The sequence below is a fragment of the Aureimonas sp. Leaf454 genome (assembly GCF_001424685.1).
Taxonomy (GTDB): domain Bacteria; phylum Pseudomonadota; class Alphaproteobacteria; order Rhizobiales; family Rhizobiaceae; genus Plantimonas.
In genome coordinates this window covers 114,028-135,148 of record NZ_LMQT01000023.1, presented here as the reverse complement: position 1 = coordinate 135,148, position 21,121 = coordinate 114,028, and the positions used below count along the sequence as shown (strand labels likewise).

18 protein-coding genes and 1 pseudogene are annotated in these 21,121 nt (G+C 66.9%); 8 read left to right on the top strand and 11 right to left on the bottom strand.

Going from position 1 to position 21,121, the window contains the following annotated elements; all coding sequences use genetic code 11:
- Position 1 precedes the first annotated feature (1 nt).
- The 4 genes and pseudogenes from ASG43_RS18355 to rmuC form a co-directional block, all read right to left on the bottom strand.
- Complete coding sequence (locus tag ASG43_RS18355) at positions 2–1,279, bottom strand: tyrosine-type recombinase/integrase (protein ID WP_056508134.1); 1,278 nt, start codon at positions 1,277–1,279, stop codon at positions 2–4.
- 1,259 nt (positions 1,280–2,538) lie between these two features.
- A pseudogene (locus ASG43_RS18350) lies at positions 2,539–3,003 on the bottom strand (alkaline phosphatase PhoX); the annotation flags it as partial.
- Positions 3,004–3,131: 128 nt separating this feature from the next.
- Entirely contained in the window at positions 3,132–4,625 is a 1,494-nt protein-coding gene (locus ASG43_RS18345; protein ID WP_082491040.1) for a serine protease, read from the bottom strand.
- A 149-nt stretch (positions 4,626–4,774) separates the two neighbouring features.
- Positions 4,775–5,944, bottom strand: a complete 1,170-nt coding sequence (gene rmuC / locus ASG43_RS18340) for a DNA recombination protein RmuC (RefSeq protein ID WP_056508402.1) — start codon at positions 5,942–5,944, stop codon at positions 4,775–4,777.
- Positions 5,945–6,065: 121 nt separating this feature from the next.
- Between rmuC and def the strand changes: the two genes are divergently transcribed.
- The 4 genes from def to ASG43_RS18320 all read left to right on the top strand — a co-directional run bounded on the left by def (position 6,066) and on the right by ASG43_RS18320 (position 9,791).
- Positions 6,066–6,581, top strand: coding sequence for a peptide deformylase (gene def, locus ASG43_RS18335; protein ID WP_056508132.1), 516 nt, complete (start codon positions 6,066–6,068; stop codon positions 6,579–6,581).
- A 32-nt stretch (positions 6,582–6,613) separates the two neighbouring features.
- Complete coding sequence (gene fmt, locus ASG43_RS18330) at positions 6,614–7,573, top strand: methionyl-tRNA formyltransferase (RefSeq protein WP_056508131.1); 960 nt, start codon at positions 6,614–6,616, stop codon at positions 7,571–7,573.
- Positions 7,573–8,334, top strand: coding sequence for a tRNA pseudouridine(38-40) synthase TruA (truA, locus tag ASG43_RS18325; RefSeq protein WP_056508130.1), 762 nt, complete (start codon positions 7,573–7,575; stop codon positions 8,332–8,334). The genes fmt and truA overlap by 1 nt, the downstream gene beginning before the upstream one ends.
- A 197-nt stretch (positions 8,335–8,531) precedes the next feature.
- A complete protein-coding gene (locus ASG43_RS18320) occupies positions 8,532–9,791 on the top strand; it encodes an MFS transporter (protein ID WP_056508129.1) in 1,260 nt (419 codons plus the stop codon).
- 45 nt (positions 9,792–9,836) lie between these two features.
- Here the strand turns inward: ASG43_RS18320 and ASG43_RS18315 are convergent, their stop codons facing one another.
- The gene (locus tag ASG43_RS18315) at positions 9,837–10,475 is read right to left on the bottom strand and encodes a hypothetical protein (protein WP_056508128.1); all 639 of its coding nucleotides are present in this window, start codon (positions 10,473–10,475) and stop codon (positions 9,837–9,839) included.
- Positions 10,423–11,637 carry a succinyl-diaminopimelate desuccinylase gene (gene dapE / locus ASG43_RS18310; RefSeq protein ID WP_056508127.1) on the bottom strand — a complete coding sequence of 405 codons (1,215 nt, stop codon included), beginning with the start codon at positions 11,635–11,637 and terminating at the stop codon, positions 10,423–10,425. The genes ASG43_RS18315 and dapE overlap by 53 nt, the downstream gene beginning before the upstream one ends.
- Positions 11,638–11,810: 173 nt before the next feature.
- Between dapE and ASG43_RS18305 the strand changes: the two genes are divergently transcribed.
- On the top strand, positions 11,811–13,208 hold the full coding sequence (locus ASG43_RS18305) for a transglycosylase SLT domain-containing protein (RefSeq protein WP_056508126.1): 1,398 nt from the start codon (positions 11,811–11,813) through the stop codon (positions 13,206–13,208).
- A 135-nt stretch (positions 13,209–13,343) separates the two neighbouring features.
- Here ASG43_RS18305 and dapD read toward each other — a convergent pair whose 3' ends face one another.
- On the bottom strand, positions 13,344–14,198 hold the full coding sequence (gene dapD, locus ASG43_RS18300; RefSeq protein ID WP_056508125.1) for a 2,3,4,5-tetrahydropyridine-2,6-dicarboxylate N-succinyltransferase: 855 nt from the start codon (positions 14,196–14,198) through the stop codon (positions 13,344–13,346).
- 264 nt (positions 14,199–14,462) lie between these two features.
- Between dapD and ASG43_RS18295 the strand changes: the two genes are divergently transcribed.
- Positions 14,463–15,341 carry an LOG family protein gene (locus tag ASG43_RS18295; protein ID WP_244488163.1) on the top strand — a complete coding sequence of 293 codons (879 nt, stop codon included), beginning with the start codon at positions 14,463–14,465 and terminating at the stop codon, positions 15,339–15,341.
- Between the two features lie 88 nt (positions 15,342–15,429).
- Positions 15,430–15,729 (top strand): hypothetical protein, encoded by a 300-nt coding sequence (locus ASG43_RS18290; RefSeq protein ID WP_056508124.1) that lies wholly within the window; start codon positions 15,430–15,432, stop codon positions 15,727–15,729.
- A 16-nt stretch (positions 15,730–15,745) separates the two neighbouring features.
- On the opposite strand, the gene ASG43_RS18285 is transcribed toward ASG43_RS18290, so the two are convergent.
- Positions 15,746–16,471 (bottom strand): pyrimidine 5'-nucleotidase, encoded by a 726-nt coding sequence (locus tag ASG43_RS18285; RefSeq protein ID WP_056508122.1) that lies wholly within the window; start codon positions 16,469–16,471, stop codon positions 15,746–15,748.
- Positions 16,472–16,566: 95 nt separating this feature from the next.
- On the opposite strand from ASG43_RS18285, the gene ASG43_RS18280 reads away from it, so the two are divergent.
- Complete coding sequence (locus ASG43_RS18280; protein ID WP_056508120.1) at positions 16,567–17,475, top strand: DMT family transporter; 909 nt, start codon at positions 16,567–16,569, stop codon at positions 17,473–17,475.
- A gap of 34 nt (positions 17,476–17,509) precedes the next feature.
- On the opposite strand, the gene ASG43_RS18275 is transcribed toward ASG43_RS18280, so the two are convergent.
- The 3 genes from ASG43_RS18275 to argB form a co-directional block, all read right to left on the bottom strand.
- Positions 17,510–18,799: an MFS transporter gene (locus ASG43_RS18275; RefSeq protein WP_056508119.1), complete on the bottom strand. Its 1,290-nt coding sequence runs from the start codon at positions 18,797–18,799 to the stop codon at positions 17,510–17,512.
- A gap of 132 nt (positions 18,800–18,931) precedes the next feature.
- Complete coding sequence (locus ASG43_RS18270) at positions 18,932–20,086, bottom strand: porin (RefSeq protein ID WP_056508117.1); 1,155 nt, start codon at positions 20,084–20,086, stop codon at positions 18,932–18,934.
- A gap of 120 nt (positions 20,087–20,206) precedes the next feature.
- Complete coding sequence (gene argB, locus ASG43_RS18265) at positions 20,207–21,094, bottom strand: acetylglutamate kinase (protein ID WP_156386794.1); 888 nt, start codon at positions 21,092–21,094, stop codon at positions 20,207–20,209.
- Positions 21,095–21,121 lie beyond the last annotated feature (27 nt).

The window sequence follows — 21,121 nt, the reverse complement described above, 5'->3', positions numbered from 1 at the left end:
CCTAGCCACCTCGGAGCCTCCGCATGTAATCGTTCAATGCATCGGAGACTTCTGCCTCCATGCCGTCCACACTTCTCAGATATATCTTAATGGTGGTACTTACGTGGGCATGTCCAAGTAACCGACTGAGTACGAGCCAAGGTGCGCTTTTACCTCGGCGGACAAGCTGTTGGTACATGACGGCAGCATAGGTATGCCTCAGATCGTGGAAATGATGCCGGGCAACCGTGATCAGTTCCTGGCTTCCGTTCCATTCGATCGCCTCCACATAGGTCAGCCCGGCTTGCAGCACGGCTTTGCGGAAGTTCCGCCACAGGGTGTGGTTTGTAAGTGGACGACCCGGGTTGCGATGTGAGTCTGAGCGGTTGACGAACAGCGCCAGAGTCTTGGGACGGCCCAAGACGCATTCGGCGCGCTCGCCGGCGATGTATTCCTTTATGTCCTCGTAGATCGGTAGGGGAATGAACACCCTTCTTGGCTTCATCCCCTTCGTTTTCGTGATCAGCATCGGGACGGAGCCTTGCCAACCGCGTGGCCGCAGGTTCAGTATGTCAAGAACCGTGAGGTTGGTAATCTCGTCGAGGCGCATGCCAGTTCCCACTGACAGGCTCGCCGCCAGGCGGTAGACTGAGGTTTGCGGCGCGACCCGCGCCTGCGGCACCGGACCCAGAATGCCGAGGATCTTGGTCAAGTCTTCGATGCCGATCGCGTCGACGCTGTCGGTCCCGTCTTCTCTAGGTATCAAGTCATCGTCACTGAATTCCTTGTATTTTCCCTCTTCGTTGCCTCGGGCCGGTGCGTTGCAAGCGACTTCGAGAACATCCTCAGGATCCGCCTCGAACAGATCGTCGCAAAGCCTATTCCGGTAAGCCCATCGGTAAAACTTGCTTATCGTTTGCAGTCGCCTGCGGATGGTGGATAACTTGTATTTCCGTTTCGTCAGGGGAGAGGGCGTTGACATGAGCGCCTCTCGGTATTGCGTCAAGTCGCTGAATACGACTTCGTCCCAAGCGAGCCCAACAACTACCAGAAATGAAAACCATTCGTAGAGATCGTCGCAGAATGCTTTCTGGCTGTTCCCGACCGATGCCACCCTCGCGGATTTAACGCAGCGAGCGTAGAGGAACAGCAGGACGGGACCTATGACGGCCTGATCGGCCGAGACCAGGTATCGAAATCCAGGTGGCAGCGCGTATCGACGGATGCTTCTCCATTCATCTTCGGTGCATTGGATCTGTTCGCGTCGCATTTCACCTGCGGTCACAATGCGGATAGCCATCAGTCCTCGCCGTTCCAGCGCGACTGCGCCATGCTGCTATCCCGCCTCCCATGGCGCTGCGGTGGGGCAGATGGCAGCCGACTTCTCCCGCACGCCCAGATGGTATGATGGTGGCACCCTCCTCACTTGCGTAAGCATCCGTTCATGCCAGCATCGGAAACTGTCCAGTCGTTTCGCACGCGTTTTCTCCTATCAGCATGCATGAATACCCAATATCATTAAAACCAGCAACTGATTGCGCGAGAAGCCAAGACATAATATGCACATTTTTTCAGTTATCCGTGGAAATATCAACAAACTACAGATTGAATATTGAAAAAACCCGCATACTACGAAGCAATAGGATTCAAACCTTCGCTTGCTGATGCAGATAGATCCTATTGTAAGGACTTAATCCTTTCATCAAGGATTCGTTCTGTTCGGTTTGCGTCACCGTACCGAATTGCGCGAATACAACCTAGAATGACATATCGGCGGGTTCAGTGGTTAGGCGATCGTCCCGAGACGTTCTTGGTCCCGCTCGCAGCGGTCTCTGTCCGCAATAATTTTTCGGCAGTCGCATTCGGCACCCTGAAGGTCTTCGCCCGGCCTCAACGAGGCCAGGTCCTTCTCTGCCCTTCCGTGGCCCTGCGGGCAGCAGCCCGTCTCGACCTACTGCTTGCGCTGCGGACGGTCCGCGGATCCCCACGCTTCCCAGCTTCCCAGCTTCCCAGCTTCCCAGGACCCGGACGGCTTTTCGCCGTCGGTGGTGGTTCGTTACGCCCACAGGGGCAATGCCGCTTGTCCTCATGCCTGCTCATGGCGGTGGGCACATGGAATAGCCGCAAGATCGCTAGGCATTGTGCGTCCGGCCAGCGTCCCATGCGAGTGCAAGCGATCCTTAGCCCATTAGCGGTGCGGCCTTGTCGCCATTACATTGAGGAATGTATCAAACCTCGCCCTCGTCGACTGCCGCCAGTCTGATCATCTACGAAGCCGCACCCGACGCGATGGCCGCGGTGCTTGTGGTCGGGTGTTCGGAGTTCCGACGCCTGCGTCCCCGCCGCGCGGAACACGACTGCTTCATTGACCGCTTAAAGCCCGCCCTAGGGGCGGGTCCAGGGAGCAATCTGGATCCAGAGCATTAGGAGAGGAGGGACGCCTACGGCACTTTGGAAGGTGCGCCGTCCCTCCTCTCCTAATGCTCCTCTGGTCTGTGCAACCAATGCAGGTTGATCACGTCGGCCAGAGGTGCGGACAGTTCGCTAATGTAAGATAACGTGGTTGACGACGAGCAGTCCGTGCTCGCTCGATCCCGCGATCGGAATGAAGCCGACATAGTCGTTGTTGTAGCCGAACTGGCGCGACTGCGATTCCGCGGTCTGCCGGGTTGGGTCGAAGGCGGGCGAGTCGGGGAAGAGGGCATCGCCCCAACGGAGCAGGACGTCGGCATCGTAGCCCTCGGCGACGTGATGACGCTCGTCGATGCCGGCTTCCACCTCCTGGAAGCTGAACCGCGATGCTGCCGTCTCGGCATGGGCTTCGTCGGCCGAGAGAAGGGCGAGGGGGCTCACCGTCGCGGCGATCGCGGCGGTTGCGAGGGAGCCGCGCAAGAAGTCGCGCCGGGAGAAGCGCGATGCGATGATCTCGCCCATCGTCGCGTTCGGCGAGACGTTGTGTCCCTCGCCGTCATTGTCCTCGAGGAGGCTGGTGCGGAACGCCCCGCATGTCGTGTCCTGCGTCATGGTCCAAAACCTTCCCCTGGAGGCAGCGCCTCACCTTGAAATGGTTCCAGACTGCTAGACGCGCCGCATGACAGCGCAATGACGCCTGCGGATCGACGCCCGCAGACGCCGGACGACCGTAACCGATCTCAGCCTTCGTTGAGGCAGAGGACGGGGAGGATCCCGGACTGGACGCCTTCCGTCGTGTCGGCGACGCTCTTTTCCGCGGCGGAGGCCGAGGCGGCGATGTAATCGATCCCCTGCGCTTTGAGGAAGCGAACGGCGGCGTCGGGTCGGATCGCGAAGTTGATCGACTGCGGAATGTCGCCCGTCGCGTCCGCGATGGCGACCGCGTTCAGCTTCGCCGTCACCACGCCGACGACACGTCCCGACAGATCGACCAGGGGACCGCCGGAATTCCCGGGCTGCACCGGCGCGGAGATCTGCAGATAGCGCGGGTCGTTGCCGAGGCCGAGAAGCGAGGAGATGTTGCCGCGCGTGACGTTCAGGCTGTCGGCAAGGATCGACCGGAGGGGATAGCCGAGCGCCAGAACGTCCTCGCCCAGGCGGGGAACGCCGGTCATGACGGACAAGGGCGTGCCGAGGTCGCCGGGCACATGGACCAGAGCCAGATCGTTCGCCTCGTCGATCACGATCTGGTCGGCCTTGCCCGCTGTGCCGACCATGACGCTGCGGCAGGCCTTGGCGACATGGGCATTGGTGAGGAGCCAGCCGTCCTTGGACACCACGAAGCCGCTGCCCGACGAATCCACGGCGGCGGTCCGATCCCCATCCGGCTCCGGCGCGATGCCGACATGGAGCAGCGACGAGCCGAGCGAGGCGCGCTCGGAGGGGACGACCGCCGACACGATCCCGCTTTCTTCGCCCACGGTTTCGCGTCCGACCAGCCGCAACTCCGACCCCGGACCAACGGGTTCGAAGAGGTTCATGGCGACCGTCACGAAGGGCCGGAGCTTCGCCTCGTCGGAGCGCGCAAAGGAGATGACATAGCCGCGAACGTCGCCGTCGACACCGCCGAAGCGCATCGCGTAGGGGCGTCCATTCTCCTGCCCGGAAACCGAGAAGCCGTCGATGGAGACGATCGCGTCCTCGACGGTGCGCGTTTCCGTCGCGGTGCCGAGGACCTCGAACAAACCGTCCAGGGACTGCCCGTCGCCGGACAGACGGACCGTTTCGATCTCGATCGAACCGTCGGCGGAGCGCCAGACGCGACCGACATCGGTCGTTCCGGCATCCGAGACCAGAGCCGTCGGGAGCGCCAGGCGGGTGCCCGTCTCGGCATCGTCGAAGAGCTTGAAGCCTGTCGCCTTCTCGGCCGTGTCGCTGATGTCGATCAGGCGACGAAGCATGTCCTCGTCGATGATCCCCGTGGCCGCCAGGCCGTGCCGCGCCTGGAAGTCGCGAATGGCGCGCAGGCTCGCGGCGTCGATCTCGCCGTCGAAGGCGCCGGAATAATCGCCCGCCCAGGCCAATCGCATCTGCAGGCCCAGGCGAAAACCGACTTCGGTCTCGTGATTGTAGGCGGACGAAAGCGACGTTGCGTCAGACGTCAAGGTTCCGCCGATCGCCGGCGTGGCGATCAGGAAGCAACCGAGGAAAAGGGCCTTGAAATGGCGACGCATGCCGCTCTCCGAAGGGCGAGGTACCGTACGAAAGGCATAACGTCTCTTAGCAGATTTTCGATCCGCCCGCGCGTAACGATTTGTCAATCGTGCCGTGTGATCTTTTTCGCCCCCGAATGTTCGAGCCGTTGCGGCGCCGATCTCTTGGGTCACGTCACGCCGGCCATGCGCTCCTGCAGGGCTGCGGGATTGCTCTCGCTCGACGGGCCGAGTTCGACCTCGCCGATTCTCTCGCCTCGCCGAAGCAACTTTTCCGTCGAGATCAGGATCTGGTCGACATCCCGCCCGGTCTGCCCGAAATGCGTGCGAAGCGCCGCGACCCGGGTATCGAGGCGGGTGATGTCCTCCATGAGGAGCCGGACTTCCGACTGGATGCGCCCGGCTTCCTGCCGCATCCGCGCATCCTTCAGGATCGCCTGGACGACCTGGATCGAGAGCATCAGGAGCGAGGGTGAGACGATCACGACCCGAAGGCGCTGGGCTTTCTGGACGATGTCCTCGAAATGCTCGTGCAGTTCGGCGAAGATGGACTCCGATGGGACGAACAGGAACGCGGTGTCCTGCGTCTCGCCCGGCAGGAGGTAACGCTCGGCGATCGCCTTGGCATGCACGTCTATATCCCGGCGCAGCCGCGCGGCGGCCAGTTGCCGGTCGACATCGGCCTCCGAACCTCGGAACGCCGACCAGGCCTCCAACGGAAACTTCGCGTCGATGACGAGGGCGGGCGCCCGGTTCGGCATATGCACGAGACAATCCGGCCGCCGTCCGTTCGAGAGCGTCGCCTGGAAGGTGTAGGCCCCGCGCGGCAGGGCGTCCGCGACGATCGCCTCCATCCGCCCTTGTCCGAAGGCGCCGCGCGCCTGCTTGTTGGAGAGAATGTCCTGCAGCCGCACGACCTCGCCGGCGAGGTCGCTGATGCGCCCTTGCGCCCGATCGATGACGGCGAGGCGCTCGGAAAGGGCCGAAAGGCTTTCCTTGGTCTCGCGGGTCGTCTCCAGGATCGAATGGCCGACCCGGTTCGACATGCCGTCGAGCCGCTCGGACAGCGTCCGCGTCAGATCGGCCTGCCGCGTGCCGAAGATTTCCGCCATGGTCTGCATGCGCCCGGTGATCTCGGCCTGCGAGCGCAGGACCGCATCGAGACGCTCGGCCGTGTCGTCCTGCGACTCGCGGGCGCGACGGCGTCCCCGAAAGGCCAGAAACGCAGCGAGGAGAAGGAACCCGGTCACCCCGGCGACCAGCCAGTCTCCGAGACTCAGCGACCCGCCGAAAAGCGGAACGGGACGCGAAAGGACAGCGCTGAGGGTCACGGGATCCATGCGAGGAACGCTACCGGCAACGCTGAGGAAAAGCCAGATCAAACCATGAACAAAAAATCGTCCCATTCCGCGCGGCCGTCTGTCGATTGACCGCCGCGCCGCCAGCCATTACCTGACGGGAATGTCGATCAAGCCGCTCATCATCCTTCCCGATCCCCTTCTGCGCCAAGTCTCCCGCCCGGTCGAGACGGTGGACGCGGCAGTCCGGCGCCTGGCGGATGACATGCTGGAGACGATGTACGACGCACCCGGCATCGGGCTCGCGGCGATCCAGATCGGCGAGCCGCTGCGCATGTTGACGATCGATCTGGCCGGGGAGGACGAGGAGAAGGCGCCGCAGGTCTTCCTCAATCCCGAGATCGTCGCGACCTCCGAGGCGCTCTCCGTCTACGAGGAAGGCTGCCTGTCGATCCCGGACTATTATGCCGAGGTCGAGCGGCCGGCGAGCGTGACCCTGCGCTATCTCGGGCTCGACGGGGCCATGCATGAAAGCGAGGCGACGGGACTGCTGGCGACCTGCCTGCAGCACGAGATCGATCATCTGAACGGTGTTCTTTTCATCGACCACATTTCCAAGCTGAAGCGGGACATGGTCGTGAAGAAGTTCACGAAGCTGGCGCGCAAGGCGACGGCCTGACGCCGCCGGCGGCGTTGCCCGAGAGGCCCGACATGCGCATCGTCTTCATGGGAACGCCGGCCTATGCCGTGCCGACGCTGCGCGCGCTGGCCGAAGCCGGTCACGACATCGCCGCCGTCTATTCCCAGCCCCCGCGCGCGGCCGGCCGCCGCGGCCTCCAGTCGACGCCGTCGCCCGTGCAGGCCGAGGCCGAGCGGCTCGGCCGTCCCGTTCGCACGCCGCTTTCGCTGAAGGGCGTGGCCGAGATCGCGGATCTCGCGGCGCTCGAGGCAGACGTCGCGGTGGTCGTCGCCTACGGCCTCCTCCTGCCGCAGGCCGCGCTCGACGCGCCGCGTCTCTTCTGCCTGAACGGACATGCCTCGCTTCTGCCGCGCTGGCGCGGCGCGGCCCCGATCCAGCGCGCGATCGAGGCCGGGGACCCGGAGACTGGGGTCATGATCATGCGCATGGAGGCCGGGCTCGACACCGGCCCCGTGGCCGCGACCCGGACGGTCGAGATCGCGCCGAACGAGACCTCGGGCGAACTCCACGACCGACTGTCGCGGCTGACCGCGGAGGCCATGATCGCCGTGCTGGACGATGTGTCCGTCGGCTCGCTGGACTTCGAGCCACAGGAGGCGATCACGGCGCGAACGGGGCGGGAAACCGTCTATGCCCGCAAGATCGAGAAGGCCGAGGCGGAGTTGGATTTCGCCCTGCCCGCCGACACGATCGCCCGGCGGATCAATGCCTTCTCGCCTTTCCCCGGCGCCTGGACCCTGATCGACTTCGGGCCGGGGCCGGAACGGGTGAAGCTCCTTCGGGCCGAGAGGGTGGAGGATGCGAGCGGGGCGGAGCCCGGCACGGTCCTCGACGACCGCCTCCTCGTCGCCTGCGGACGGGGCGCCGTCCGCATCCTCGATCTTCAGCGCGCGGGCGGAAGACCCCTGTCGGCGCAAGCCTTGCTTCGGGGCGTTCCGCTGCCCCCCGGCGCTCGCATCGGTCGGCGCTGATGCCGCGCTACAAGCTGACGGTCGAGTATGACGGCACGCGCTATGTCGGTTGGCAGCGGCAGGCGAACGGCCATGCCGTGCAGGAGGCGATCGAGACGGCCTTCGAGGGTTTCACGGGTGCGAAGGTGACGATCTTCGGCGCGGGGCGCACGGATGCCGGCGTCCACGCGACGGGACAGGTCGCCCATGTCGACCTTGCCAAGGACTATCGCACCGACACGGTGCGCGATGCGCTGAACGCCTATCTGCGCGACGAGGCGGTGACGATCCTGTCGGCGGAGGTGGTGCCGGATAGCTTCGACGCCCGTTTTTCCGCGCGCAAGCGCCATTATCTCTATCGCATCTTCAACCGCCGCCCGCCGCCCGCCATCCTCAAGGGGCAGGTCTGGTGGGTGTGGACGTCGCTCGACGTGGAGGCGATGGACCGCGCGGCCAAGCGGCTTCTGGGAACCCATGACTTCAACACGTTCCGCTCGGCGCACTGCCAGGCGAAGAATCCCGTCCGCACGTTGGACCGGCTCGATGTCCTGAAAGGGCCCGGCGACGAGGTGCACATCCACGCGAGCGCGCAGTCCTTCCTGCACAACCAGATCCGATCCTTCGCAGGATCGCTGAAGCTCGTGGGCGAGCATCGCTGGTCGGAAGACGACCTCGTCGCCGCGCTTCGATCGCGCGACCGCAAGCGTTGCGGACCCGTCGCGCCGCCGGACGGCCTCTATCTCACGCAGGTCGATTACGGGGCCGCGCGCGCCGAACCTTGAGACCGGCAGGCTTCGTCCGGTCGCTTCGGCATAGGAGCCTTGCACAAATGCGAGGAGTCCCCGGAAGCCTCCGGGGGTAGTATCCCAGCTTGGCCGGCCCGCTCCGCAGAGCGCGTGAACGCCCGACGCCATTACCCGAAGCCATCGCCCGAAGCCATCGCGCCGAAGCTCAGACCGCCGGAACCAAGGGACCTCTCATGTCCGACATCTCGACCGTCGAGCCGGCGTCCGTACGCCGCGACGCGGCCGGCGCCGCGGGGGTGTCCCCGAAGGCCGCCGGGCTCACCGAATTCGCGCTGGCGATCGGCGGCTTCGCCATCGGCACCGGCGAGTTCGCCATCATGGGCCTCCTGCCCGAGGTCGCCACGGGGCTCGGCGTCTCGACGCCCGAGGCCGGCCACGTTATCTCCGCCTATGCGCTCGGCGTCGTCGTGGGCGCGCCCTTGATCGCGGTCGCCGCGGCGAAGATGGCCAAGCGCCAGCTTCTCCTCATCCTCATGGTCGTCTTCGCCCTCGGCAATCTCGCGAGCACCCTGGCGCCGTCCTATGCGAGCTTCCTCGTCTTCCGCTTCCTGTCCGGCCTTCCGCACGGCGCCTACTTCGGCGTCGCCGCGCTCGTCGCGGCGTCGATGGCCGCGCCGAACCGGCGCACGCAGGCGGTCGGCCGCATCATGCTGGGCCTCACCATCGCGACGCTGGTCGGGACGCCCCTGGCCACGTGGCTCGGCCAGCTCGCCGGCTGGCGCTCGCTGTTCGCGAGCGTCGGAGCGATCGCGGCGCTGACGGTGCTGCTCGTCGCGATCTTCGTGCCGCAGGACAAGGTGCGGGACGGCGCCGGCGCGCTGCGCGAACTCGGCGCCCTCCGGCGCTCCCAGGTCTGGCTGACGCTCGGGATGGCCGCCGTCGGTTTCGGCGGCATGTTCGCCGTGTTCAGCTACGTCGCCTCGACCGCGGTCGAGGTGGCCGGCCTCACGGAAGGAAGCGTCCCCTTCATCATGGCCGCCTTCGGTGCCGGCATGGTTCTCGGCAACATCGCGGGGTCATGGCTCGCGGATCGTTCGCTGCTCGGCACGATCGGCGGGATGATGGCCTTCAACGTCGTCGTTCTCGCCGTCTTCGCGCTCTTCGCGGCAAGCCCTGCGGTGCTGTTCGCCTGCGTCTTCCTCATCGGCTGCGGGGTCGCCGTCGGCCCGGCGCTCCAGACCCGGCTGATGGATGTCGCGGGCGACGCGCAGACGCTGGCCGCGGCCCTCATGCATTCGGGCTTCAACATCGCGAACGCGCTCGGCGCCTGGCTCGGCGGCGCGGCGATCGCGGCCGGCTACGGCTATGCCTCGACCGGCTGGGTCGGCGTCGTTCTCGGCCTCGGCGGGCTCGCCATCTTCGCGTGGTCGCTCTCGGCCGAACGCGCCCGCCCGGCATCCTCGGTGCTGCGCGAGGCGGATGCCTGCGCCTGAGCGGGTCCGGGATCGGCCCATCCGCTCCGACCGTCCGCCGCTCGTTCAGAGCAGCGGAATGCCCGTGACGTCCATCACCGCGCCGTAGGCGACGAGCGTCGAGACGATCATCAGCGCGACGACGCCGCAGGCGACGGAGAGGTCGCGCCCGATCGCCGTGGAGGTGAGGCGCGCGGTCAGGAGAATGGTCGCCACCGTCGCGGCGAGGCCGAGCGCCTCGCTGGCCGGACCGTTCCCGAGGACGAAGATCAGCAGCCAATAGGGCGTCAGCGCCCAGGCCAGCAGCGCGCCGCCCCAATTGGTGGCGATGACGAGCGGCGCGATCTTGCGCGTTAGGCCGAGCGGCCGCGCGGCCAGCATCAGGATCACGATCGGCAGGATCCAGGCGAGGATGTCGGCCAGCGCATGCGCGCCGTAGGCGGCGGCCGGCGACGCCAGCCCGGCGAGCCCGGCCTCCCGTTCCACCGCCTCGAACTCGATCCAGGAAAGGGCCACCGGCGGCGCCGCGACGAGGATCGCGGTGAAGGAGGTCCAGAACCCGTCCGCCGAAAGGTCCAGGCGCTTCAGTCCCTCCGGCTTGCCCGCCATCAGCAGGGCCGCGCCGTGGAAGTAGGTCAGGATCTCGGCCAGATCAGGCGTGCGATCCGGCGTTTGCGGCGAACCAGCGGGAGATGAAGGCGTCATAGATGTCCGTCAGTGTCTCGAGATCGGAAACGGCTGCCCGCTCATTGGACATGTGCATGGTCCGCCCGACAAGACCGAACTCGACCACCGGACAATGATCCTTGATGAAGCGGGCGTCGGAGGTGCCGCCGGAGGTGGAAAGCTCGGGGCGTCGTCCCGTCACCGCCTCCACGGCGGATCCCAGCGCATCGATCAGCGCCTCGTCGCGGGTGAGGAAGGCCTCCGCCGGCCGCTCGCGCCAGGCGATGTCGTAGGCGATCGGATCGGAGCGGCCGGGCCGGCGGCGCGTGTCCGAGAGGACCGCATCGAGCCGGCGGCGGATTTCCGCGGTCAGGCTCTCCGGCGTCCAGGTGTCGTTGAAGCGGATGTTGAAGGCCGCGCTCGCCGTGGCCGGAATGACGTTCACGGAGGGCCGCTCGCCGGTGTCCAGCGCGGTGATCTCGAGGTTCGACGGCGGGAAGCGTTCGTTGCCCGCGTCGAAGGGCTCGGCAAGGAGGGCATCCATCAGGACCATCAGCCCGCGAACCGGATTGTCGGCAAGATGGGGATAGGCGACATGGCCCTGACGGCCGCGCACCGTCAGGAGGCCGGACAGCGAGCCGCGCCGCCCGACCTTCATCATGTCGCCCAGCGCCTGCGGATTGGTCGGCTCGCCGACGAGGCAGGCGTCGAAGACGAGGCCGCGCGCGCGCGCGAAGTCGAGGAGCTTGACCGTACCGTTGACCGCCGGTCCCTCCTCGTCGCCCGTGATCAGCAGGGAGACGCGTCCCTTCGGCGCGCCGTCGCGTTCGAGGACGCGCGCCAGCGCCGCGACGAAGCAGGCGATGCCCCCCTTCATGTCGACCGCGCCACGCCCATGAACCTCGCCCGCCACGATCCGGCCGTCGAAGGGCGGCGCCTGCCAGTCCGCCTCGGGGCCGGGCGGCACGACATCGGTGTGGCCGGCGAAGACGAGATGGGGACCTTGCGATCCGAGCGTCGCCAGAAGGTTTTCCACATCCGGCGTGTCCACGTCGCGGAACACCGGACGCTCGACGGTGAAGCCGAGAGGCTGGAGCCAATTCTCCAGCAGCTTCAGGGCGCCTCCCTCCTCGGGCGTGACTGAGGGGCAACGAATCAGCGATTGGAGAAGGGGGGTCGGGTCAGTCGGAAGCTTGTGCATGGCTTGTCGTAATCCATCGCGAAGCTGGGTTCCATGCCGAGAATTGTTGCCAAAAGGTTTCACACGGAGACAGAATGTGTGAAGACGGTGGCAGCGACGGCGTTCTGCCTTCCGGCTGCCTTGTTTGCCGCCGACCGACGTCTGCGATCGTTGAAACAGCTCAGGGGAACGGCATGCGACAGAAAGCGGGACAGGGGCACCACGCACGCCCCGAACGACAGGTCGGCGTCATCGCCCTCGCCTGTGCCGTCGTCCCCTTCGCACTGTCCGCCTGCAACTCCTCCCAGCCCAAGCCCTCCCTCGCCGAAAAGCCCGCCGGCCAGAGCTATGGCTACGCACCGGTGCGCGTGATGGCGTTCGCCGACGGGACCCGCATCGCCATGCCGACCACGAAGCCGAGCGTCACGGCGCTGGCGAATGCTCGGACCGCCGTCGCCGCCAAGGACGAAGCTGCCGCCAAGGCCGGTGCCGCGAAGACCGGCGCGCCGGTGGATGCAGCCGCCGAGGTCGCCGCGCTAAAGGCCGATGTCGCCGAGCGCAAGGCCGAGCAGGCGTCGCAGGCCGTGGCCGAGGCCTCCGCCGCCAGGCAGGCGTTCAAGCCGGGCACGCCTGTCGCCGCGTCGGCTGCCGCCGGCGCCGTGGCCACCGCGATGCCGGCGGAACCGAAGCTGGCAGCGAAGACCCGCCGGGTGACGGAAGCGAAGAGCGAGACGTCCGCGGTCGTCCAGACGGCAACCGCGATCGCGTCCGTTCCGGTCAAGGGCGCGCGCGCCGTCGCCGGTGGCGCCAAGCACGCGGTCGAGGCGACCATCGAGACGGTCGGCGACGGCGCCGAGGCGGCCAAGGACGTGACCGTCGCCGCGATCGACACGACGGTCGACACCGCCAAGCGTGTCCGCGACCGGATCGGCGACACGTTCAAGGGCACCGACACCATCACCGGCTCGTCCGCGATCGATCGCATGATCGAGGAGCAGGCCGCAGCGAACAACATCCCGAGCGATCTCGCCTATGCCGTGGTGCGCGTCGAGAGCCATTACAATCCGACGGCGATCGGGGGCGGAGCCTACGGCCTCTCGCAGATCAAGCCGGCCACCGCGCGCGGCCTCGGCTTCGCCGGTCCGGCCAAGAGCCTCCTCGAGCCCGAGACCAACCTTCGCTACGGCATGAAGTATCTCGCGGGCGCCTGGGAGAAGAGCGGCCACGACGTCTGCGGCACCGCGATGCGCTACAAGGGCGGGCATCGCACGACGCGCATGACCAAGTCCGCCGCCATCTACTGCGCCAACGTCAAACGCCACATGGCGGCCATTGAGCGCCGCCGCGGCCCGGCCAATCGCGGCGTTATGACCGCCGCGGCCGAGCGCGAGAAGACGGTCGCCGTCGCATCGCGCACGGATCTGCCGGGCGTTCCGACCCCGACCTCGCGCGCCATCCTCGCCGCGGCCGATTCGCAGTCCGGGCGCCGGGTCGCGAGCGCCGGTCCCGCCATCGTGCCGGCGCAGGTTCCCGCCTTCGCCTCCGCCCCGATGGAGCGGTCCGGCCGGGTCGCCGCCCCCGCGCTCGACTGATCTCGTCGACCCGCATCCGAACATCGAAAAGCCGGCGCGATCGAGGAGATCCCGCCGGCTTTTTCGTATCGGACGTCGGAGCCGTTCGTGGCATCGGCGGCGGGCGGCGCCTTCGCGCCGGCGCCGTCCGCAACCTTAGCTGCGCAGGAGGTCGTTGATCGAGGTCTTGGAGCGCGTGCGTTCGTCGACGCGCTTCACGATCACGGCGCAATAGAGGCTGGGTCCCATCTCGCCGTTGCCCATCGGCTTGCCCGGCATGGCGCCGGCGACGACGACGGAATAGGGCGGCACTTCGCCATAGGTGACCGAGCCGGTTTCCCGATCGACGATCTTGGTGGACTGGCCGATATAGACGCCCATGCCGAGCACCGAGCCCTGGCGCACGATGCAGCCCTCGACGACCTCCGAGCGCGCGCCGATGAAGCAGTCGTCCTCGATGATGGTCGGTCCGGCCTGCATCGGCTCCAGCACCCCGCCGATGCCGACCCCGCCGGAGAGGTGGACGTTGCGTCCGATCTGCGCGCAGGAGCCGACCGTCGCCCAGCCGTCCACCATGGAATTCTCACCGACATGGGCGCCGAGATTGACGAAGGAGGGCATCAGGACGACGCCGCGGCCGATGAAGGCGGAGCGTCGCACCACGGAGCCCGGCACGGCGCGCAGGCCCGCTTCGCGAAACCGGTTCGCGTCCCAGCCGGCGAATTTCGAGGGCACCTTGTCCCACCAGGTCGCGCCGCCGGGACCGCCCTCGATGATCGCCATGTCGTTGAGGCGGAACGAGAGGAGCACGGCCTTCTTCAGCCACTGGTGGACGGTCCAGGTGCCGTCCTCGCCGCGCGTGGCGACCCGTGCCTCGCCCCGGTCGAGCAGGCCGAGCGCCGTGTCGACGGCCTCGCGCACGGCGCCGGTCGTGTCGGCTGAAATGCCGTCCCGAGCCTCGAAGGCGGCCTCGATCGTGGTCTCAAGGTCGGCGTGGGCGGCGGCGGTCATCGCGAGGTCTCCAGGTTCCATGGCATGGGTCCGCTTCTTAGAACATCGGGCGGCAAAGTGAACGAGATTCTGTGGCGGCGGCGAGACGTTGCGTCCGGTCCGGCCGTATGTCCGAGCCACAACCTCTGGCATGCGGTCGGGACTTGCTAACCACTCTGCGTTCGAATCGACCGCGATCGAGGTGGAACAAGACCCTCTTCCGCCTTCGTTCATAGGCAAGGGACTACAGACGACAGCCGGTGACGAGCGAGGATGCGAGCGATGATGGACGAGATGGGGTCTCGTGGTGGCGACGGGCAGGGCGGGGCCGGCGAGGGCGAAACCTGGGATCCGTTTCCGAGCTCCGGCGAGGATCGGACGCTCGCCAAGGTCAAGCCCGACACGCCGCAGACGCGGTCGCCGACCTACCGTCTCGCCTATGACGATGCCGAATTCCTGACCAGCGAGCCGATGCGCGGCGTCCGGCTGCAACTGGAACTGATGAAGCCGGAAATGGCGCTGACCGCGGCCGGCATCCTGTCGACGGTCGTGCTCTTCGGCGGCGCCCGCATCCCGGCGCCCGGCGCGGCGGCCTGGGCCGCCCGCAACGAGGAGCAGCGCCGCCGCCTCGAAGCCAATTCGCGCTACTACGACGAGGCCCGGCGCTTTGCGCAGATGTGCTCGCAGCACTCGGCCAATTCGCATGGCGGCAAGGAGTTCGTGGTCGTGACCGGCGGCGGGCCGGGCGTCATGGAGGCCGGCAATCGCGGCGCGGCCGACGTCGACGCCGTGTCGATCGCGCTGAACATCACGCTGCCCCACGAGCAGGCTCCGAACCTCTATGCGACGCCCGAGCTCTGCTTCAACTTTCACTACTTCGCCGTGCGCAAGATGCATTTCCTCCTGCGCGCCAAGGCGATGGCGATCTTTCCCGGCGGCTTCGGCACGCTCGACGAGCTCTTCGAGGCGCTGACGCTGATCCAGACCGGGCGCATGGCTAAAATGCCGGTCATCCTCTTCGGCGTCGATTTCTGGCGTCGCGTTCTGAACCTCGACGTTCTCGCGATGGAGGGCATGATCGCGCCGGAGGATGTCGATCTCATCACCCTCGTCGACACCGCGGAAGAGGGCTGGGACAGCATCCGGAACTTCTACGCCTTCTGACGCTGCGCGAGCGAGGCGGCTTGGCAACCGGGAACGAGCCGTGCCGGGCGACGTTGGGCGAAGAGGCCGACCGAAGGAGACTTCCGCCATGACCGACACCGATTCTCAGATGATGCGCCGGCAGCAGGCGCTCGACAACCGTCAGACCATCGCACCCGACGAGACGCGAGCGCCGAAGGACTGGGCGGATTCCGATGCCGCGAGCGCCCATGCGCGCGAGGCCGCGTTGAACGGCACGGCGGTCTACGAACGCGAGCAGCAGGACGCGATCTTCGAGGAGAACAAGGTCTTCGAGGAACCGGTCGAGGAAAGCGTCGAGATCTCGGCGCGGTCGTCCGATCCGGAGAATTCGCTCGTGCAGCGCGGCCGGTCGCAGCTGAAGCGCTGACCGGCTCCGAGCCGTCTCAGACGGCTCGGATGCGCGTCAGGAAGGTCGCGAGGTCCTCGGTCACGAAGTCGATGTGCTCGCCCTCGCGCCCCTCGTGCTCCCAGACGTCGCCCAGAACCTCCTCGAGCGGCGCGGGCACGATGAGCACCGTGCGCATGCCGAGCCGCTTCGGCACTTCGAGATTGCGCGCGAGATCCTCGAACATGGCGGCCCGCGTCGGATCGATGGCGTGCAGCCCGACGAAGCGGTCGTAGGTCGACGACGCGGGCTTGGGGTTGAGGCCGGCCGCGACGATGTCGAAGATGTCCTCGAAATGGTCGAGAATGCCGAGCGCCCGCGCCGTGCGTTCGGCGTGGCCCCGATCGCCGTTCGTGAAGATGAACTTGCGCCCGGGCAGGGCCCTGATCTCGTCGCCCAGGGCCGGATCGGCGACGAGACCGGAATAGTCGATGTCGTGGACATAGGAGAGGAACGCGTCGGGATCGATGTCGTGGACCGTCATCAGCCCGCGCAGGGTCGTGCCATGATCGCGGTAGAAGCCTTTCTGCACGACGCGCGCCTCATCGTGCGGCAGCTTCAGGAGATCGGCGACGAAGGCCGTCATGCGCCGATCGATCTGCGAGAAGAGGTCGGAGCGGCGGGGATAGAGCGTGTTGTCGAGATCGAAGATCCAGTCGCGGACGTGGTCGAAGTCGGCGGGCGCCGCTTCGGCGGTCTGGCGGATCAGCGTGTCGGTGTTCATGATGCCAAGGCTTTCCGGCTGGCGGGACGCGGCTTGCCCGGCGGTTTCGGGCGGCTCATAGACGAGGTCCCGCCGAACTTGCCGGACCCCGACCCTTGCCCCTCTGGATTCCCCTTACCATCGCAGCCGCCTTCCTGCAAAACGCACGTTCGGCGCTGCAGAAGCGCCTGAACGGGAGCCTGAAGGCGAGCGGGGCCACCTTCGCGCGTTTCGGCTTCGGCCTTCCCGTCGCGCTGCTCTACGCGATCTCGCTTCATCTCTTCGCGGGGATGGCCTGGCCCCAGACGTCCGCGCGCTTCTATGCCGCTGCCGCCATCGGCGGTCTCGCGCAGATCGGCGGCACGTTCTGCCTCGTGCAGCTCTTCGCGCTTCGCAATTTCATGGTGGGCACCGCCTATTCCAAGACAGAACCGGTCCAGGCCGCGCTGTTCGGCCTCCTGATTCTCGGCGAGACGGTAACGCCGCTCGGCCTTGCCGCCATTCTCGTCGGCGTCTGCGGCGTCGTCGCGATCTCGCTCGGCGGGCGGAGCGCGGCGACGGGCGGATGGCGCGGCGCGCTCTTCTCGCGGGCCGCCGGCATCGGCATCCTGTCCGGCGCCCTGTTCGGCGCCTCCGCGGTCTTGTTCCGGCTGGCGTCCCTGGCGCTCGGCGATGCCGAGGTCGCGATGCGCGCGGCCTTCGCGCTCTGCGTCGCGACCGCGTTCCAGACGACGGCGATGCTCGCCTATTTCGCCATGCGCGACCCGGCCGAACTCGCCGCGATCCGCAAGGCCTGGCGCCCGGCGTTTCTCGTCGGGATCGTCGGCGTCGCCGGCTCGATCGGCTGGTTCACCGCCATGACGCTCCAGAAGGTCGCCTATGTCCGCGCGCTCGGCCAGATCGAGCTCGTCTTCACCTTTCTGTCCTCGGTCTTCATGTTCAAGGAGAAGATCCGGGCCTTGGAGGCGTTGGGCTGCCTCCTGATCCTTGGCGCGATTCTCGCGATCCTCGCCGGGGTCGGGTGACCCCGGCGGAACCGGTCTCGATCGTCGGCCTCGGTCAGTCCTGCCCGAGGCGCTGGCGCGAGGGGCCGAGGACGAGGGCGACCGCCGTGATCGCCGCCGCGCCCGTCAGGTAGAGGCCGACCGAGCCGATGCCGTATCCGGTGGCGAGCTTGGTCGCGACCAGCGGCGCGAGCGAGGCGCCGAGAATGCCGCCGAGATTGAAGGTCATCGAGGCCCCGGTGTAGCGCACCGCCGTCGGGAAGAGATCCGACAGGGCCGTTCCAAGCGGTCCGTAGGTCAGTCCCATCAACGTGAAGCCGATGATCTGGAAGGCGATGACGGCGGCCGTCGTTCCCAAGCCGAAGAGGGGTTCGAAGGTGAAGCCGAAGATGCCGATCCCGAGGGTCGCCGCGATCAGGACGAGGCGGTGGCCGTAGCGGTCCGCGAGGAGGGCCGAGATCGGGATCGCGAAGCCGAAGAAGCAGACGCCGAGCATCTGGATCGGCAGGAACGTGCCGCGCGAGAATCCGAGCTGGGTCGTGCCCCAGGACAGGACGAAGGTCGTCATGAGGTAGAAGAGGACGAAGGTCGCAAGCGCCGCCACCGTGCCGGTCAGAAGCTCGCGGCCGTGCCGGGTGAAGATCGTGGCGAGCGGAATCCGCACGCGTTCGTGGCGCTCGATCGCCTTGGAGAATTGCGGCGTCTCGTGGATCTTCAGCCGGACATAGAGGCCGACGAGCACGAGCAGAGCGCTGGCGACGAAGGGAATGCGCCAGCCAAACGAGAAGAACTGCTCGTCGGTCAGGACGTCCGAGAGGATCAGGAAGCTGCCGGTCGCGCAGATGAAGCCGATCGGCGCGCCGAGCTGCGGGAACATGCCGTACCAGGCCTTCTTCCCGGGCGGCGCGTTTTCGGTGGCGAGGAGCACCGCGCCGCCCCACTCGCCGCCGAGGCCGAAGCCCTGGCCGAGACGGCAGAGCGCCAGGAGCAGCGGCGCGAGGACGCCGACGCTGCCGTAGGTGGGCAGAAGCCCGATCGCCACCGTCGAGAGGCCCATCGTCATGAGCGCCGCGACCAAGGTCGCCTTGCGGCCGATCCGGTCGCCGTAATGACCGAAGACCGCGGCGCCGACGGGACGGGCGAGGAAGGCGATCGCGAAGGTCGCGAAGGACTGCAGCACCGCCGCGCCGGGATCGCCGCTCGGGAAGAAGAGCGTGGGAAAGACGAGAACAGCCGCCGTCGCGAAGATGTAGAAGTCGAAGAATTCGATCGTCGTGCCGATGAGGCTGGCGAAGAGGACGCGGGATCGGGAGTTGACGGGCGCGGCGGCGGCGATGCTGGACATGGAAGGCCTGCTGATGAACTCGGAAGCGGGACCCCTATCGTAACCTTCGGTACGGTGCAAGTCGAACCGTACCGTTCGTTACGCAACCTCCGACGATCGACCCGTCTCGATCATCCGTGCCCGATCTCCTCGTCAGTAGATGAAGGCGAAGCGGCCGAGGGTCGTCTGGAAGGTCGCGCCGTCCTCGGGACCATCCACCACTTCGGTCACGGCATGGCTGAGCGACAGGCGGAACATGTCGGCGGGGTACCAGTTGACGATGCCGGTCCCGGACCATTGCTCTCCGGCATCCGGGCCCGCGTCGGAAAGGTCGAGATGGTCGACGCGCAGACCGGCCTCGATGGCGCCGATGCCCTCGCCGGCAGGACGGCGGGGCTTCACCTGTTCGAAGGTTCCCGACGAGGCCTCGTAGCCGCGATGATCCTCGGTGAGGAAGACGAGGAGCGCGGCGTAGCCGCCGTTCAACTGCGCGGTGCCGCGGCGGCGATCCTCGACGTCGGCGAGCGTGTACTCGCTCTGAAACGTCACGCGTCCGAGGGTCGCGGCGAATTCCAGATTGCCGGCGACCATCTGCTCGGCCTCCTCGAAATCGCCGGTCTCGATGGTCGCGACGTCGAAGAGGCTGGCGCCCGCATCGCCGGAGAACGAGCGCGGGCCTTCGGCATCGAAGCGTCCCATCAGGCCGAGCCCGAGATGCACCGCGTCGTCGCCCTCGAGATAGGGGGCGAAGGTGGCGCGCCCGGACACCGTCCAGCCGTCGTCGAAGGGCTGCTCGTTGATGTCGGCCCCGAAGACGCCGCCGCTGAGGCTGAAGCGCTCGCCGCCATAGGCAAGGCTCGCGCCGGTCAGATCGCCCGGCAGGAGGTTGGCGTTCTGCCCGTCCTCGTTGAAGGTCGCCGAGCGGCTGCCGGTGAGATCCTGCAGCGAGAAGGGAAGGTCCTGCTGTCCCGCGCGGATCGTCAGCGCCTCGCTCAAGGCGTAATCCACATAGGCGTAGACGATCTCCGGCCCGTCGCTCGGTGCGAAATCGATGGTGAGGCGGCCGCCGAGATCGTGATAGCCGAAATCGGCGTAGATCCGGGCGCGCCGCAGGGCGGCGTCGGTCTTGTCGATGTCGTCGGCGAGGCGGTCCGGCGAGGCCGAAAGCCGGCCGACATCCATCTGCACGAAGGGCGAGAGCGCGAGGAAGACCTCGTTTGTGCCGAAGCGCAGGGGATCGGGTGCTTCCTCGGCCAGAGCCGGCGTGACGGAGAGGATCGCCGCGGCGAGGAAACGGGGAAGGCGCATCGGGGCTCCGGGGGGCGGTGTCGGAGCCGTTCTTGTGGCCGCTGGCGGCGTCGCTTGAAAGTGCGCGAAGGTCACAGCCGTTCGACCAGTGTCCTTCGCGAAACTGTCATGCGGCTCCGGTCAGGGAACGATCAGCGTGCCCGCGCCATGCTCGGTCAGCAGTTCGAGCAGCACCGCGTGGCGCGTCTTGCCGTTGAGGATGACGACGCCGCCGACGCCCCGCTCGATCGCCTCGATGCAGGTCTCGACCTTCGGGATCATGCCTCCGGAGATCGTGCCGTCCTTGATGAGCGCACGGGCCTCGGCGACCGAAAGCTCCTTGATGAGCTTGCCCGACTTGTCGAGGACGCCGGGAACGTCGGTGAGGAAGAGGAGGCGCTCCGCCTCCAGCGCGCCCGCGATGGCGCCCGCGAACGTGTCGGCGTTGATGTTGTAGGTGTGCCCGTCGCGGCCCGGTGCGACCGGCGCGATGACCGGGATCATCTCGGAGCGCGCGAGGAGGTCGATCAGCGTCCGGTCGACCTCGACCGGCTCGCCGACGAAGCCGAGATCGAGCACGCGCTCGATGTTGGAATCGGGATCGATCACGGTCTTCTTCGCCTTCTCCGCGAAGACCATGTTGCCGTCCTTGCCGCAAAGGCCGATCGCCCATTCGCCCTCGGCGTTGATGAGCGCGACGATCTCCTTGTTGATCGAGCCGGCCAGGACCATCTCGACGATCTCGACCGTCTTCTGGTCGGTGACGCGCAAGCCGTTCTCGAACCGCGACTCGATGCCCATCCGCGTCAGCATGGCGCCGATCTGCGGGCCGCCGCCATGGACGACGATCGGGTTGATGCCGGACTGCTTCAGGAGCGCGATATCGCGCGCGAAGGCCTTCCCGAGTTCGGCATTGCCCATGGCGTGGCCGCCGTATTTCACGACCACCGTCTTGTTCTCGTAAGCCTGCATGAAGGGCAGGGCTTCCGCCAGGAGTTCGGCCTGCTGCTCCCCGTTCGCGGCATCCATGGGCATGTCGGGTCCTTTCGCGAATAC

Excerpts from the sequence above, each read along its gene's own strand:
- ASG43_RS18345 (WP_082491040.1), bottom strand. The coding sequence starts at position 4,625 with ATGCGTCGCCATTTCAAGGCCCTTTTCCTCGGTTGCTTCCTGATCGCC.
- dapD (WP_056508125.1), bottom strand. The coding sequence starts at position 14,198 with ATGACCGCCGCCGCCCACGCCGACCTTGAGACCACGATCGAGGCCGCC.
- dapE (WP_056508127.1), bottom strand. The coding sequence starts at position 11,637 with ATGCACAAGCTTCCGACTGACCCGACCCCCCTTCTCCAATCGCTGATT.
- argB (WP_156386794.1), bottom strand. The coding sequence starts at position 21,094 with ATGGATGCCGCGAACGGGGAGCAGCAGGCCGAACTCCTGGCGGAAGCC.
- ASG43_RS18295 (WP_244488163.1), top strand. The coding sequence starts at position 14,463 with ATGGACGAGATGGGGTCTCGTGGTGGCGACGGGCAGGGCGGGGCCGGC.
- ASG43_RS18290 (WP_056508124.1), top strand. The coding sequence starts at position 15,430 with ATGACCGACACCGATTCTCAGATGATGCGCCGGCAGCAGGCGCTCGAC.
- ASG43_RS18355 (WP_056508134.1), bottom strand. The coding sequence starts at position 1,279 with ATGGCTATCCGCATTGTGACCGCAGGTGAAATGCGACGCGAACAGATC.
- ASG43_RS18275 (WP_056508119.1), bottom strand. The coding sequence starts at position 18,799 with ATGTCCAGCATCGCCGCCGCCGCGCCCGTCAACTCCCGATCCCGCGTC.
- ASG43_RS18320 (WP_056508129.1), top strand. The coding sequence starts at position 8,532 with ATGTCCGACATCTCGACCGTCGAGCCGGCGTCCGTACGCCGCGACGCG.
- ASG43_RS18270 (WP_056508117.1), bottom strand. The coding sequence starts at position 20,086 with ATGCGCCTTCCCCGTTTCCTCGCCGCGGCGATCCTCTCCGTCACGCCG.
- rmuC (WP_056508402.1), bottom strand. The coding sequence starts at position 5,944 with ATGGATCCCGTGACCCTCAGCGCTGTCCTTTCGCGTCCCGTTCCGCTT.
- ASG43_RS18285 (WP_056508122.1), bottom strand. The coding sequence starts at position 16,471 with ATGAACACCGACACGCTGATCCGCCAGACCGCCGAAGCGGCGCCCGCC.
- fmt (WP_056508131.1), top strand. The coding sequence starts at position 6,614 with ATGCGCATCGTCTTCATGGGAACGCCGGCCTATGCCGTGCCGACGCTG.
- ASG43_RS18315 (WP_056508128.1), bottom strand. The coding sequence starts at position 10,475 with ATGACGCCTTCATCTCCCGCTGGTTCGCCGCAAACGCCGGATCGCACG.
- ASG43_RS18305 (WP_056508126.1), top strand. The coding sequence starts at position 11,811 with ATGCGACAGAAAGCGGGACAGGGGCACCACGCACGCCCCGAACGACAG.
- def (WP_056508132.1), top strand. The coding sequence starts at position 6,066 with ATGTCGATCAAGCCGCTCATCATCCTTCCCGATCCCCTTCTGCGCCAA.
- truA (WP_056508130.1), top strand. The coding sequence starts at position 7,573 with ATGCCGCGCTACAAGCTGACGGTCGAGTATGACGGCACGCGCTATGTC.